This is a genomic window from Aquimarina sp. BL5 (assembly GCF_003443675.1).
Lineage (GTDB): Bacteria > Bacteroidota > Bacteroidia > Flavobacteriales > Flavobacteriaceae > Aquimarina.
Window position 1 is genome coordinate 3,776,124 of the sequence record NZ_CP031963.1, and the last position, 14,373, is coordinate 3,790,496.

The 14,373-nt window shown below is 33.3% G+C and carries 11 protein-coding genes; 5 read left to right on the forward strand and 6 right to left on the reverse strand.

Going from position 1 to position 14,373, the window contains the following annotated elements:
- Positions 1 to 35: 35 nt before the first annotated feature.
- Positions 36 to 254, reverse strand: coding sequence for a hypothetical protein (locus D1818_RS15710; protein WP_118459931.1), 219 nt, complete (start codon positions 252 to 254; stop codon positions 36 to 38).
- A gap of 610 nt (positions 255 to 864) precedes the next feature.
- Here D1818_RS15710 and D1818_RS15715 point away from each other — a divergent pair.
- On the forward strand, positions 865 to 1,896 hold the full coding sequence (locus tag D1818_RS15715; RefSeq protein WP_118459932.1) for an aldo/keto reductase: 1,032 nt from the start codon (positions 865 to 867) through the stop codon (positions 1,894 to 1,896).
- 3 nt (positions 1,897 to 1,899) lie between these two features.
- Here D1818_RS15715 and radA read toward each other — a convergent pair whose 3' ends face one another.
- The 5 genes from radA to panC all read right to left on the reverse strand — a co-directional run bounded on the left by radA (position 1,900) and on the right by panC (position 6,846).
- A complete protein-coding gene (gene radA, locus D1818_RS15720; RefSeq protein WP_118459933.1) occupies positions 1,900 to 3,267 on the reverse strand; it encodes a DNA repair protein RadA in 1,368 nt (455 codons plus the stop codon).
- Positions 3,268 to 3,387: 120 nt separating this feature from the next.
- Complete coding sequence (locus D1818_RS15725; RefSeq protein WP_118459934.1) at positions 3,388 to 4,536, reverse strand: alpha/beta hydrolase; 1,149 nt, start codon at positions 4,534 to 4,536, stop codon at positions 3,388 to 3,390.
- Between the two features lie 109 nt (positions 4,537 to 4,645).
- Complete coding sequence (locus D1818_RS15730) at positions 4,646 to 5,623, reverse strand: lysylphosphatidylglycerol synthase transmembrane domain-containing protein (protein WP_255424766.1); 978 nt, start codon at positions 5,621 to 5,623, stop codon at positions 4,646 to 4,648.
- A gap of 4 nt (positions 5,624 to 5,627) precedes the next feature.
- Positions 5,628 to 5,978, reverse strand: coding sequence for an aspartate 1-decarboxylase (gene panD / locus D1818_RS15735; RefSeq protein ID WP_118459936.1), 351 nt, complete (start codon positions 5,976 to 5,978; stop codon positions 5,628 to 5,630).
- Between the two features lie 19 nt (positions 5,979 to 5,997).
- A complete protein-coding gene (gene panC / locus D1818_RS15740) occupies positions 5,998 to 6,846 on the reverse strand; it encodes a pantoate--beta-alanine ligase (protein WP_118459937.1) in 849 nt (282 codons plus the stop codon).
- 108 nt (positions 6,847 to 6,954) lie between these two features.
- Here panC and D1818_RS15745 point away from each other — a divergent pair, with 108 nt between their 5' ends.
- The 4 genes from D1818_RS15745 to D1818_RS15760 all read left to right on the forward strand — a co-directional run bounded on the left by D1818_RS15745 (position 6,955) and on the right by D1818_RS15760 (position 14,288).
- The gene (locus D1818_RS15745) at positions 6,955 to 7,764 is read left to right on the forward strand and encodes a glycogen/starch synthase (RefSeq protein ID WP_118459938.1); all 810 of its coding nucleotides are present in this window, start codon (positions 6,955 to 6,957) and stop codon (positions 7,762 to 7,764) included.
- Positions 7,765 to 7,778: 14 nt separating this feature from the next.
- On the forward strand, positions 7,779 to 9,545 hold the full coding sequence (locus D1818_RS15750; RefSeq protein ID WP_118459939.1) for a DUF4270 domain-containing protein: 1,767 nt from the start codon (positions 7,779 to 7,781) through the stop codon (positions 9,543 to 9,545).
- Between the two features lie 18 nt (positions 9,546 to 9,563).
- Positions 9,564 to 11,411, forward strand: a complete 1,848-nt coding sequence (glmS, locus tag D1818_RS15755; protein WP_118459940.1) for a glutamine--fructose-6-phosphate transaminase (isomerizing) — start codon at positions 9,564 to 9,566, stop codon at positions 11,409 to 11,411.
- A 201-nt stretch (positions 11,412 to 11,612) separates the two neighbouring features.
- On the forward strand, positions 11,613 to 14,288 hold the full coding sequence (locus D1818_RS15760; RefSeq protein ID WP_118459941.1) for a TonB-dependent receptor: 2,676 nt from the start codon (positions 11,613 to 11,615) through the stop codon (positions 14,286 to 14,288).
- Positions 14,289 to 14,373 lie beyond the last annotated feature (85 nt).

Consider the following 14,373-nt stretch of genomic DNA (forward strand, 5'->3'; position numbering starts at 1 on the left):
CGGATGTAGTAATGGGGTAACTGCATCCGTTTTTTTTATCTAGATAGTACATTTTCTTTATATATTTCTCGAACTAGTTTATGATAAGAGTTTCGGTTGATCACTATTCTATTTTCCTGTATTTCCATTAGAGGATTGTAGCGTTGTAATACTCTTTTTACAATTTCTTCAGTAAAATCAGTTTTAGAAGCTATTCTGTGTATAGCAAATTGTTTATTTTCTTTAGTTAAGTCTTTATAATAGGTGTTTAGCATGGATTTGTCTCACAAATTTAAAAGTAAATAAAGATATAAAAATATATACAAATATTATTTTATATATATAATAATATACAATATAACTGATTTTAGTCATAACTAACTACGTTCTGCTCGGTATTTATTAAGAAACAATACTACAAAAAAAGAGCTCCTTTAATTAAGAAGCTCTTTTTCCGGTTAAAAAAGTAAAAGGGTTCGGGGAATGCAAACCCTTTTTTGGTGAGGTAATAATAGTACCTCCTTTTGGTTGGTATAAACTTTTTTAGATTTTGTTCATCATCAAAATAAATTGTAATCTTCTTTTTTGTATTTCAGTCTAGGATTTTGCCTAGATATGTTATGTATATCGAAATAATTATTCCAAAATTTCTGAAAAAACGTAAAATACTGATAAATAGGTATTTGTGTTTTGTTTGATGATTTGTTACTAAGCAGATGTGTAGATATTTATGGTGCTGATGTGGATAATTTTCTCGTTTTATGAACTTTTAAAATAGTTAAAATGGAAACAAGTAACATTAACGTATTTATTATGATTATTTTTGGAATATCTAAAAAGAGAGTCTTTAATTTTGGTTTTTTTAATAAATTTTTACATTAAAGAATGAAGTATAGTACATTACCAAATACGGATATAAAGGTTAGTAAAATATGTTTGGGCTCTATGACTTGGGGGGAACAGAATACAGAATCCGAAGGTCATGAGCAAATTGAGTACGCAATTAGTCAAGGGGTTAATTTTATAGATACCGCTGAGTTATATTCTGTACCTGCTAAAAAAGAAACACAGGGAAGTACAGAACGCGTTATAGGAAGTTGGCTAAAAAAACATGGCAAAAGAGATGAAGTGGTTATTGCATCTAAAATTGTAGGACCTGCGGAGTTTTCGAAACACATAAGAAAAGGAGACTTTAGCAAGCAAGAGATTGCCGATGCTATACATAAAAGTTTAGAAAGATTACAAACTGATTACATAGATTTATATCAATTACATTGGCCTGAAAGACAGACTAATTATTTTGGTAAACTTGGATATACTCATGATGAGGATGATAGCTGGAAGGATAATTTTGCAAAAGTTTTGGAGCACCTTGATGGTTTTGTAAAAGAAGGAAAGATTCGACACATTGGAGTTTCTAACGAAACACCATATGGCCTTATGAGATATACAGAAGAAGCTAGAAAAGGAGCTCCTAAGATGATTACTGTACAGAATCCATATAATTTACTAAACCGAAAGGATGAAATAGGTCTTGCAGAGATTTTACATCGTGAAAATATCGGTCATTTACCTTATTCTCCGCTAGGGTTTGGGATGCTGACTGGTAAGTATCTTGAAGAAATTCCAAAAAATTCCAGAGTTGATCTTTTTCCTAATTATAATAGGTATATGAATGAGAATAGCTATAAGGCAACTAGGCTATATAACGAAATTGCTAAAAAACATAATATCAGTTTAACACAATTGTCACTAGCGTTCGTAAATCAACAACCTTTTGTAACAAGTAATATAATTGGAGCAACTACTGTAGAACAGCTTACGGAAAACATTGGTAGTATTCATCTTACTTTGTCTGATGAAATTATCAACGAAATAAATGAAGTTCATGCGCAGATTCCTAATCCAGCACCATAAAAATTAACCAAACAGATATTCTACCACGTCTTCAATTTTGGCAACTAATTGAATGTTGATCTGTGTGTTTTTTCGAGAAATTTTATTGTATTTAGACACAAAAATAGTCGAGAAACCTAATTTTTCGGCTTCTTGTATTCTTTGCTCTACTTTGTTTATAGGTCTAATTTCACCGGCAAGTCCAACTTCTGCGGCAAAACAATAATCTTTGGCAATTGGGATATCTTCGTTAGATGATAATATAGCGGCAACAACGGCAAGATCAATAGCTGGATCATCTACAGAAATACCGCCAGTAATATTCAGGAATACATCCTTAGCACCTAATCTGAAACCAGCTCGTTTTTCGAGTACAGCAAGGATCATATTTAATCGTTTAAGATTGTATCCTGTAGCACTTCGTTGGGGGGTACCATAAACTGCCGTGCTTACCAGCGCCTGTATTTCTATCATCAATGGTCGCATACCTTCTACGGTGGCTGCAATGACAGTTCCACTTAATTCTTCTTCTTTTTTAGAGATTAGAATTTCACTAGGATTACTCACTTCTCTAAGGCCACTACCTAACATTTCATAAATTCCTAATTCTGATGTAGAGCCAAAACGGTTTTTCAAGGCTCTTAGAATTCTATATACGTGGTTTCGATCTCCTTCGAACTGAAGTACTGTGTCTACCATGTGCTCTAGTATTTTAGGCCCAGCTATATTTCCATCTTTTGTGATATGACCAATAAGAATTACTGGAGTTGCTGTTTCTTTAGCAAATTTAATGAGCTCTGTGGTGCATTCTCTTATTTGAGAAATACTACCAGCACTACTTTCTATATAATCACTATGTAGGGTTTGTATGGAGTCGATAATAACAATATCCGGTTCTGTAGTTTCAATTTGCCTGAAAATATTTTGGGTTTTAGTTTCAGTAAGAATCAGACAGTTGTCTGTTTTAGAGTGTATGCGCTCTGCGCGCATTTTTATTTGTTTTTGACTTTCTTCGCCAGAAACATATAGGGTTTTATAAGGTAGTTTTAAGCTAATCTGTAATAACAATGTACTTTTTCCAATTCCTGGCTCTCCTCCTAATAATGTAAGTGATCCTGGAACCAATCCCCCACCAAGAACCCTGTTTAGTTCAGCATCGTCTGTATTATATCTAGCCTCATGGCTAGTGTCAATCTCAGAGATTTTTAAAGGTTTCGAGACTCGGCGTTCTTTTGATGATGTGTTAGGGGCTTTCCAATCATTTTTTTCAGCTTTCTGCACAACTTCTTCTGCAATGGTATTCCATTCTTTGCAAGAAGTACATTGTCCTTGCCATTTAGCGTATTGAGAACCGCAGTTCTGGCAGAAAAAGACAGTTTTGGTTTTGGCCATAGCTTATAAATTGATTGCAAAAATACTATTATTTAAGTTGATTCCGCAATTAGTACGAAAACAAAAAGATCCCATTTTCGGGATCTTTTTTATTATCTGATTTGGCTTTTAAATTAGATATTAATAACCGAAATCTTCTTTTATTTTATTAACCTTTTCTAACATGTAATCCTTAGTAAGAAAAGCTATTTCATTAAGTAAAAACCCATTTTCATAAGCTCTCATTGCTTTTTTAGGCTCTCCAAGTTGCTCATAACCTAAGCCAAGATAGTAGTATCCTAACATAGTTTCTGGATGTTCTTTAATAGCTAATTTACCAAGAGGCTCTAACTCTTCCCAAAGCTCCTTTTTCTCTATAGCTGTAGAAATTGCTATGAAATCATTTACTCTAATTTGGCGGTTGATTCCGTATAATTTTTCGGTAGTATCATAGATATCTACAAGATAATCATATAATGATGTTTCCAAAGTAAGAATATCTTCCTTATAGGTTTTTTTGCTAATAGGGCGATACATTTCGAAAATAGTTTCCAGAGCTTTTGGTATTCCTCTACCAACCAAAGTGTAATGAGAAGATTCATCAAAATTATCAAAGAAATAATTAACCTCAGGATTTTCTATAGTGGACAACTTTTCATTTACAGAGATTAAATTTTTCTTGATTTTATCTGCATCATTAGTAGCAGTTGCTAAGTAATACCATACGTCTGAATTTGCACCATTTAGGACATTAAAAATTCGCTCTTCCATAGGAGGGGCTAACTCAGGGCTTAGATTGATATACGCCTGAAAGATTGGGTTTTCTTTAAATAAGAAATAATTAATAAAATTAGAGGTGTAGTCGTGACCAACTATCATTTTTAGCTGAGCAGTTCTATACGTTTCTTCGATATATGGTAACAATTCCTGACCAATAAATTCAAAAAATTCAGCTCCTTTACCTTCAGGTAAATAACTAGCTAAATCATATCTACAATCATCTTCTCTTGTTTTTCTCTGAAGAACACCAACTACGATAGATTCAGGCATATCTTCCCAATATGAGAAATAATCTACATTACCAGCAACTGGTTCGAATAAATGATCACCATCTAATACGATAATTACGGGATACGTTTTATCTTCATTTTTTTCATAATTACGAGGCAATTGGATTTTTAAATCTCGGTTCTGATCCAGTTTAATAGATCTAAATGTTTCGTATTTTACTTGACCATAAGAGATCGAGCTAAAGATGGATATAAGAATTAAAAATATACTTTTCTTCATAAGTAGTAAGATTAAGGTTAAGCGAGTGACAATATATAAATTATTTTAAACCTTTGAAATTTTATAACAAACCGACAAAATAATCAATCTATTGTTTATAAGCGTTTTATTAAGTTTTTTTTTCTCTATTTAAAATCGGCAGGAATAAAAATGATAACGCACCAACGATAATATTTATTGCAGTTTGAGAACCCCACAAAATCCAGCCAAAAGCTTCTCCATCACTTTTTTCGAAACCAAAAAAAATAAATACAGCTCCGACAACAATTGGAAAAGGTAATATCCCAATACCTCCATTCGTAGTGGACATAGAAAAAGAGCCAACTACAAAAGCCACAAGAATTACTCCTATAGAAGCATTATCTAAATTTGGGACAGCAAATTTTATAACATAAAACATTAATACGTATAAAAACCATATCAGGATAGTATGAAAAAGGAAAGCCCATTTTTGCTTCATAGAGAAGATGCTTTTCATTCCATCTAATAAACCCATCCCGAAATCTTTAATTTTTACAATCCATTTGTTGGAAGACTTTTGGAGAATTTTTAGTCCTAAAAAACCAATAAGTATTAGAGATAGAATGATCCCAAGTGTAAGTAAAGGATTAATGTTTTTTTCTTCAAGAAAGTTAAGTAAATACTCCGTCTGTAGAATACCTGCCATAGTGGTTACTATGATAAGCATAATTAAATCAGTTATCCTTTCTGAAACGATGGTTCCGAAAGCTTTTTCAAAAGGAATTTTTTCATAAGTGGATGCCGTAAAACCTCTTAACACTTCACCAGATCTGGGGACTCCTAGATTGGATAGGTAACCTACCATTACTGCCATAAAACTATTGTGTAGCTTAGGATTGTAACCAAGAGGATTTAATAAAAATTTCCAGCGATATGCTCTGGAGATATGAGATATGATACCTAATGTAAGTGATACTAGTACCCAAATTGGATCGGCATTTTTAATATTTTGTAATAATTTAGTTCTGTATTCTGGAGTTGCAGAACTGAGAAAATACCAAATTAAAAAAACTCCCAACATCAGCGGGAGTATTATTTTTAAAAACTTTATGAATTTAGGATTCACTCTTTTACTTTAGTAAGTTGTTTTCCTCATTAGGAAACAACAATGATGGTTTAAACTTTTTAGCAGCTTCAATATCCATCATTGCGTAAGTGATAAGAATTAATATATCTCCTTTAGCGACTTTTCTGGCAGCTGCTCCATTTAGTGTAATTTCTCCGCTATTTCTAGGTCCTGGAATAGCATAAGTTTCTAGGCGTTCACCGTTATTATTATTAACGATCTGTACCTTTTCTCCTTCTATGATATTAGCGGCATCCATTAAATCTTCGTCAATAGTAATACTACCTATATAATTTAGGTCAGCACCTGTTACCTTAACGCGATGAATTTTTGATTTTACAACGTGTACAAACATCTTACAAATTTAGTTATTTTTAATTTAGGGCAATGTTATCTATAAGTCTAACCTCTCCTGCAAAAACTGCAATAAAAGCTCGATACTTGGTGTTCTTTCGTTTTCTTTTGATCGATTTAAGATTAGAAACTTTAGCGATCTCAAAATATTCTAATTCCAACGTCTCATTACTTTTAAACTGTTCTGAAACCCAATCTATTAAATCTATTACACTTTTTGTGCCAAAATCATTTTTGACTTGTTTTAATGTCTTGTATATCAAAGGAGATTCTTGAAGTTGTTTTTTGTTTAGTCTTTTGTTTCGGGAGCTTAATGCCAATCCACTATCTTCTCTGTAAATAGGGCAGCCAATAATTTTTACTGACATTTTTTCAATCTCAACTAGTTTTTTGACAATTTGAAGTTGTTGAAAATCTTTTTCACCAAAATAAGCCTTGGTTGGGGATACAATAGTAAATAGATGTTTAAGAACTGTTCCAACTCCATCAAAATGACCTGGGCGAAATCTACCTTCCATTTCGTGTTCTAATCCATTAAAATCATACTTAAGAGAATTGTTTTTTGATCCATATATTTCTTCCGGTTTCGGTGCAAAAACAATAATTGCTTTAGATAAATTAGAAAGAAGTACTACATCCGAATCAAGAGTACGTGGATAATTAACTAAATCTTCAGAGTTATTAAATTGAGTTGGATTGACAAAAATACTGACAATGACAACTTGATTTTGATCGATTGCTTTTTGTACCAAAGCTAGATGGCCATGATGTAAAGCTCCCATTGTAGGAACAAAACCAATGCTTTTATTTTGTTTATGTAAGTCTGCAACATCTCGTTCAATGTCCAGTCTTTTCTCGTATACCCGCATTTATCTAAAAGTTAAAGGCGTGCAAAAATAAGATATTACTGGCAGACTACATAAATTTTCGTAATTTTGCAAAAATTTATTCCTAAGGAGACGAGAAAAGTAGATCATATGAAAGATAAGAGGATATTGTACGTATCATCAGAAGTAATACCTTACCTACCAGAGACAGAGATTTCATCGATGTCTTTCGAAGCACCAAGAATGGTAAACAGCAAAGGCGGGCAAATTAGAATTTTTATGCCCAGATACGGAAACATTAATGAACGTAGACATCAACTACACGAAGTAATTCGTTTATCTGGGATGAATCTTGTTATTAATGATCTAGATATGCCTTTGATTATCAAAGTAGCTTCTATCCCTAAAGAAAGGATGCAGGTTTATTTTATTGACAATGAAGATTATTTCAAGCGAAAAGCCACCCTTACTGACGAAGAAGGAAATCTATTTCCAGACAATGATGAGCGGGCAATATTTTTTGCAAAAGGAGTTATTGAGACGGTTAAGAAATTAAATTGGTCTCCTGATGTAATACATGTTCACGGATGGTTAGCATCTATGCTTCCATTATATCTAAGAAATTATTATGCTAATGAACCATTATTTAGCCATAGTAAGATTGTAACTTCTGTTTATGATCATGGATATAAAGGAACGTTGGACAAAAATATGTTAGAAAAAGTTAAGTTTGATGGAATAGATGAAGAGAAGATAGCTGATCTTGCTAAACCAACATATAATAATGTAATGAAAGTTGCAATAGATAATTCTGATGCAATAATTGTTGGGTCGGAAGAAATTCCTGAAGAACTTTCCAAACATTTAGAAACTATAGATCAACCTGTATTAGAATATAAAAAACCAGATGAATTTGCTGAAGCCTATGAATCCTTCTATCAGACAGAAGTGTTGGTGTAGCAAAAGGAACTATTATGAATTTGAAAAATGTTTTGATCAAAATAACAGCTATAGTAGCTGTTATTTTTACTGCTGTATCTTGTGATGATGATTTTAATTCAGTTGGAAGTGAGGTAATTGGAGATGTAAATTTTGAAGATGACGAATACAATGCTATTCCGATAGCCTACAGTAAAAGATTTGAAAAAGTCCAAACCAGTGGTTTACCTAATAATTTATTAGGAGTTTACAATGATCCAGTGTATGGGCAATCTGTTTATAGTATAGTTTCAGAGGTGATACCTAGTCAGTTTAATCCTTCTTTTGGGAGAGATGCGATTCTAGATAGTGTAGTATTGAATGTACCATACTTTAGTAATATAACAGAATCAAATACAGAAGATGGAGTAGTCGTTAATACATTTGAATTAGATTCGGTGTATGGTTCTAGTGATATAAAATTATCAGTTTATCATTCTGACTATTTTCTAAGAGATTTTGATCTTGATCAAGGAGCAGAAGAAAGACAAGTATATTTTTCTGATGATATTTCCGGAAATTTTGGTTCTAGCCTTGAGAATAGGTTGTTGTTTGAAGAAAATAATTTTAAACCTTCTTCAAAGGAAATACGATTATTAACGGAGACAGAGGATGATGCTACTGACGATACCGATGCTGATGGTACTGAATTTTCAACATTTATTCCAGCGTTAAGATTAGTATTGGTTTCTGAAGATGCAGCGGCTGCAGCTACGGCATTAAATCCTGATCCAGATAACAATCCTAGTACCGATAATACTAGGGTTGGAAATCAAGAACTAATTAATTATTTCACATCCTTGTTTTTAGATAAAGAAGGAAGTATCGAATTAAGTAATCCAAACAATTTCCGAAACTATTTTAGAGGTCTTTATTTTAAAGCAGAATCAATTACAAGTGATGGAAGTCTTGTATTTTTTGATATATCAGATGCAAATCTCACACTACACTATTCTTTCGAAACAGATAATGTAGACGAAGAAGATGAGGATGGAGATGGAGATATAACAGAACTTTTACGAGATGAAAGTAGTTTTGTTCTTAATTTTTCCAATAATATTGTAAATAGTATTGATTTTGATTTTTCTAATGCTACATTAAATGATGGTGTTACTACTTTCGAAAGAGCTTTAGATGATCAAGATGAAGTTAATGGTGAGGCAAACCTGTTTTTGAAAGGTGGAGAAGGATCTTTTGCAGTTTTGGACTTGTTTAATGGTATGATAACTAATGAAGATGGAGAATTAGAAAATGAACTAGATTTCTTAAAACGACAGGATTGGTTGATTAATGAGGCTAGTATGAAAATTTATATCAATCAGGATGAAATGGTATCTGGAGATACCGAACCGGAGAGGATATATGTATTTAATGAGGAAACAGGAGCGGTTCTTGTTGACTTCTTAGCAGACCCAACATCTAATCAAACGAGCCCCATACTCTCTGTTACTAATCATTTGGGAAGGATTAGTAGAGATAGTGATGAAAATGGAGAATTTTATAAAATAAGATTGACACGTCATGTGATCAATATTCTAAATGAAGATACAGATAATGTAAAACTAGGATTGTCAGTGTCTCAAAATGTTAATATTGTAGCAAACGCTGAAGGATTTACCCCTAATAACACTGAAGATGAAATCATCCCCTTTTCATCCATAATATCCCATGAAGGGACCATTCTTTATGGAAATAGAACCGATGTTCCTGAAGAAAAACGTTTAAAGCTTGATATTTTTTATACAAGAACAAAAAGTAATTAACTGACAAACAAGTAAACCATGTGTGGAATAGTAGGTTATATAGGTCATAGGGAGGCTTATCCAATAGTATTAAAAGGATTAAAAAGATTAGAGTATCGAGGGTATGATTCTGCAGGAATTGCACTTTACGATGGTCAAGATATTAAGTTGTCCAAAACAAAGGGTAAAGTTGCTGATCTTGAAGAAAGGTTAGTAAAAGAAATTTCCACAAATGGAAATGTTGGAATAGGACATACTAGATGGGCTACTCACGGAGTTCCAAATGATGTCAATTCCCATCCTCATTATTCTAATTCTGGTGATCTTGTGATTATTCATAATGGAATTATAGAAAATTATGAATCACTAAGAAAAGAATTAATAAATAGAGGGTATACTTTTACCTCCGAGACAGATACGGAAGTATTAGTTAATTTGATTGAAGATGTAAAGACAAAGGAAAATGTCAAATTAGGGAAAGCTGTTCAGATTGCATTAAATCAAACGGTTGGTGCTTATGCAATTGCAGTGTTTGACAGACAAAAACCTGATGAAATAGTTGTAGCGAGACTAGGAAGCCCGTTGGCAATTGGTGTTGGTGAAGACGAATTTTTTATCGCTTCTGATGCTTCTCCTTTTATAGAATACACTAATAATGCTATATATCTCGAAGATGGCGAAATGGCTATTGTTCGAAGAAATAAAGGGATAAAAGTAAGAAAGATCAAAGATGATAGTCTTGTGGATCCTTATCTACAGGAATTACAGATAAATCTTGAGCAAATAGAAAAAGGCGGATATGATCACTTTATGCTTAAAGAAATTTATGAGCAACCAAGTGCAATAAGTGATACCTATAGAGGTAGAATGAGAGTCGCTGAAGGGATCATAAAAATGGCCGGTATTGATGATAATCTAGCAAAATTACTCAATGCCAAACGTATTCTTATTATTGCTTGTGGTACTTCATGGCACGCTGGTCTTGTTGCTGAATATATTTTTGAAGAGTTAGTAAGAATTCCTGTAGAGGTAGAGTACGCTTCAGAATTTAGATATAGAAACCCTGTTATCCATCAGGATGATGTGGTTATAGCTATATCGCAAAGTGGAGAGACTGCAGATACAATGGCTGCCATTAAATTAGCAAAAGAACGAGGAGCATTTGTTTTTGGAGTATGTAATGTAGTTGGATCATCTATTTCCAGAGAAACACATGCAGGAGCCTATACACATGCTGGCCCAGAAATTGGAGTAGCATCTACCAAAGCTTTTACAACTCAGATTACAGTACTCTCGTTGATAGCGTTAAAGTTAGCAGAAAGAAAAGGAACTATTTCTAATAGTGATTTTCATTATTATTTGCAGGAACTAGAACGCATTCCGGAAAAAGTGAAACTAGCATTAGAGTCTAATGATCATATTAAATTAATTGCTGATAAATATAAGGAAGCTAAGAATTTCCTATATCTAGGAAGAGGGTATAACTTCCCAGTAGCTCTAGAAGGAGCGTTAAAATTAAAGGAAATTTCATATATACACGCAGAAGGATATCCTGCGGCAGAGATGAAGCATGGTCCCATTGCTCTTATAGATGAGCATATGCCTGTGGTTGTAATTGCTACCAAAAAGGGGCATTATGATAAGGTAGTCAGTAATATTCAAGAAATTAAATCTAGAAAAGGAAAAATTATAGGTATTGTTACAGAAGGAGATGAAACAGTAAAAAAACTCGCAGATCATGTAATCGAAATACCAGAAACTATAGAGTTTCTTACTCCTCTTTTAACGACAATACCGCTTCAGTTATTATCATATCATATTGCTGTTATGTTAGATAAGAATGTAGATCAACCGAGAAATTTGGCAAAATCAGTTACAGTAGAATAATATTCAAAAACATAGAAAACCACTTGTTTTAATGCAAAAATGTGCGATATATCGCACATTTTTGCATTTAATCGATAAAAAACAATTAAAAACTATGCGTGAATAGTATTTTTTTTATTAGTTTCGCGGCTGGAGTGGATAAATTCCGTTTAAACAAGTTTAAGTTGTCCCAACAAACTTAAACTTTAAAATATCCTATTTATGAAAAAAATTACTTTTATAGTAACACTATTACTATGTGTCATTAGTAATGCTCAAACTACAATTAATGGTAGAGTAATCGATGACTTTAATCAGCCAATTCCAGGAGCTAATATTTCTTTAAAAGGAGAAGCCATTGGAACAGTTACAGATTTTGACGGTTTCTTTACATTAACGGTAACTAATGAACTTCCTGTTACAATTACCGCTAGTAGTATTGGATTTGAGTCCAGTTCGGTAGAAGTGACTTCGGCTACACAAGAAGTAACTATAGTTCTTGCTGAGGGGAATGTGCTAGATTTGATTGTAATATCTGCATCCAGAGCACCAGAACGTTTGTTTGAATCACCAGTGAGTATTGAGCGATTTGGTGTTAAAGAAATTAAAAATACACCTTCCGTAGATTTCTACGACGGTTTGGAAAACTTAAAAGGTGTTGATGTTAATACGAATAGTTTGACATTTAAGTCAATTAATACCAGAGGATTTGCGACTTTTACCAATACCAGGTTTGTTCAGTTGTTAGATGGAATGGATAATACTTCTCCTTCTTTAAATTTTGCTTTAGGAAATCTTATTGGAATGAATGAGTTAGACGTTGAGAATGTTGAATTACTTCCAGGAGCATCATCTGCCTTATACGGTGCGAACGCATTTAATGGTATTTTATTTATGACTAGTAAAAGCCCATTCGAAAAGCAAGGTATTAGTGCGTATGCCAAAGGAGGAATTACCTCTCAAGAAGCTGCGGGTAATAATGAGTTTTATGATGTAGGTATTAGAATGGCTCATGCGTTTACAGATAATTTTGCTGCAAAGGTAAACTTCTCTTATATGAATGGTACTGACTGGTTTGCAAATAGTGAAGCCAATATTGAAAACCCTGGATTTAGTCGTGAATTAGATCCAGCATATAATGGTTTAAACGTTTATGGAGATGAGGTAAGAGCCCTTCTTCCAGGAGCTGGTGTAGTAACCAGAACCGGATATAACGAATCTGATCTTACAGATTACGGCGTAGAAAGTATCAAGTTTGATGGTGCAGTTCATTATAAACCTTTTAATAATGATTTTGAAATTATCTATGCAGGTAAATTGGGTAAAGGACAAACAATTTTTCAGGACTCTAACCGATTTTCTTTAAAGGATTTCTTTTTTCAGCAACACAAGCTAGAAGTAAAAAATGATAACTTTTTTGTAAGAGGTTATATTTCTGCAGAGGATGCAGGAGATACTTATGATATGCGTTTTACTGGGATTAATATTAATAGAAGATGGAAAAGTGATGAGGTATGGTTTCAGGAATATGGAACTACATTTGCAACCACTGTAGGTACTGATCTGGAAAGGCATGAGGCTGCTAGAGATTTTGCAGATAGAGATCGATTAGAGCCAGGTACTATTGGTTTTGAAAATGCTTTTAATGAAGTAACCAGTACTCCTGATTTTCAAACTGGATCTAGATTTATTTCTAAAACAGAGTTACGTCACGTAGATGCTAACTATAATTTTGGTCATATCACCAATGACTTTGCGGATATTCAAGTAGGTGGTTCTTTTAGAGAATATTCATTGAATTCTGAAGGTACTTTTTATACCGATTTTGATGGAGCGATTAATTATTCTGAAATAGGTGTGTACTCACAAATTCAGAAAAAGATATTAGATGACAGATTAAAACTTACGGGATCTGTTCGATATGATAAATCTCAATTATTTGATGGTAATTTTTCACCTAGATTTTCAGTAGGATATACGCTTGGTAAAAATAGAAACCGTAACCTTCGAGCGTCTATCCAAACAGGTTTTAGAAACCCCACAACACAAAACCTTTATTTAGGTCTTGATATTGGTGAGGGAGCTATTATAGGTTCTGCTCCAGATAATTTAGATCGTTATTCAAGAATTGTAAATGGAACTACTATTACAGGTCGTGCGGCTTATGAAAACTCTTACACAGCAGAATCTGTTGAGGATTTTATAAGATCAGGAGGTACAGCTGAATTGGTAGTAGCAAATCCAGATATCGTACAACCGGAGAAAGTAACAGCCATAGAAATAGGATATAGAGCAGATTTTGGAAAGTTATTACTTGATCTTAGTGGTTACTATAATATGTATCAAGATTTCATTTCCACAATTGATGTTGTAAGTCCATTAAGTGGAACCGCAGGAACTCCTGAAGGTCAAGCAGCAATTGGTACTGGTAATTTTGCAGGTTTTCAGGCTACTACAAATTCAGATGCTGATATAAACTCATTCGGAGCTGTATTAGGTGTTACAGCTAAGGTGTTTGGAGATTTTGATCTTAATGCTAGTTATACGTATACTAAGCAAGATTTCGATCAAGATGAGGATCCTGGATTTAGAACTAATTTTAATACTCCAGAACATAAAGCTAAAGCTAGTTTTGGACACGATAATCTATTCAAAAATTTCGGTTTCAACACAGCTGTTAAATGGAGTGGAGAATATGTTTGGGAATCTGCCTTTGCGGAAGGAGATGTTCCATCATTTACAGTTTTTGATGCACAGCTTAACTATAGAATACCGTCATTAAAAACAACTCTTAAGCTTGGTGGAACTAATATTGGTGGTAGTGAGTATTTCACTGCTGTCGGAACAGCACCAATAGGTTCACTATATTATCTTGGACTAACAATCAATAACTTTTAATATAAGAAAATACAGGATAAGTTAGTTAACTTTTAGTAAGTAATACAATCCCTGTTTAGGAAACTAAACGGGGATTTTTTTATGT

Bases quoted from the DNA above. Each gene is read 5' to 3' on its own strand.
- D1818_RS15745 (WP_118459938.1), top strand. From the start codon at position 6,955: ATGAAAGATAAGAGGATATTGTACGTATCATCAGAAGTAATACCTTAC.
- D1818_RS15715 (WP_118459932.1), top strand. From the start codon at position 865: ATGAAGTATAGTACATTACCAAATACGGATATAAAGGTTAGTAAAATA.
- panD (WP_118459936.1), bottom strand. From the start codon at position 5,978: ATGTTTGTACACGTTGTAAAATCAAAAATTCATCGCGTTAAGGTAACA.
- D1818_RS15760 (WP_118459941.1), top strand. From the start codon at position 11,613: ATGAAAAAAATTACTTTTATAGTAACACTATTACTATGTGTCATTAGT.
- D1818_RS15750 (WP_118459939.1), top strand. From the start codon at position 7,779: ATGAATTTGAAAAATGTTTTGATCAAAATAACAGCTATAGTAGCTGTT.
- D1818_RS15710 (WP_118459931.1), bottom strand. From the start codon at position 254: ATGCTAAACACCTATTATAAAGACTTAACTAAAGAAAATAAACAATTT.
- panC (WP_118459937.1), bottom strand. From the start codon at position 6,846: ATGCGGGTATACGAGAAAAGACTGGACATTGAACGAGATGTTGCAGAC.
- glmS (WP_118459940.1), top strand. From the start codon at position 9,564: ATGTGTGGAATAGTAGGTTATATAGGTCATAGGGAGGCTTATCCAATA.
- D1818_RS15725 (WP_118459934.1), bottom strand. From the start codon at position 4,536: ATGAAGAAAAGTATATTTTTAATTCTTATATCCATCTTTAGCTCGATC.
- radA (WP_118459933.1), bottom strand. From the start codon at position 3,267: ATGGCCAAAACCAAAACTGTCTTTTTCTGCCAGAACTGCGGTTCTCAA.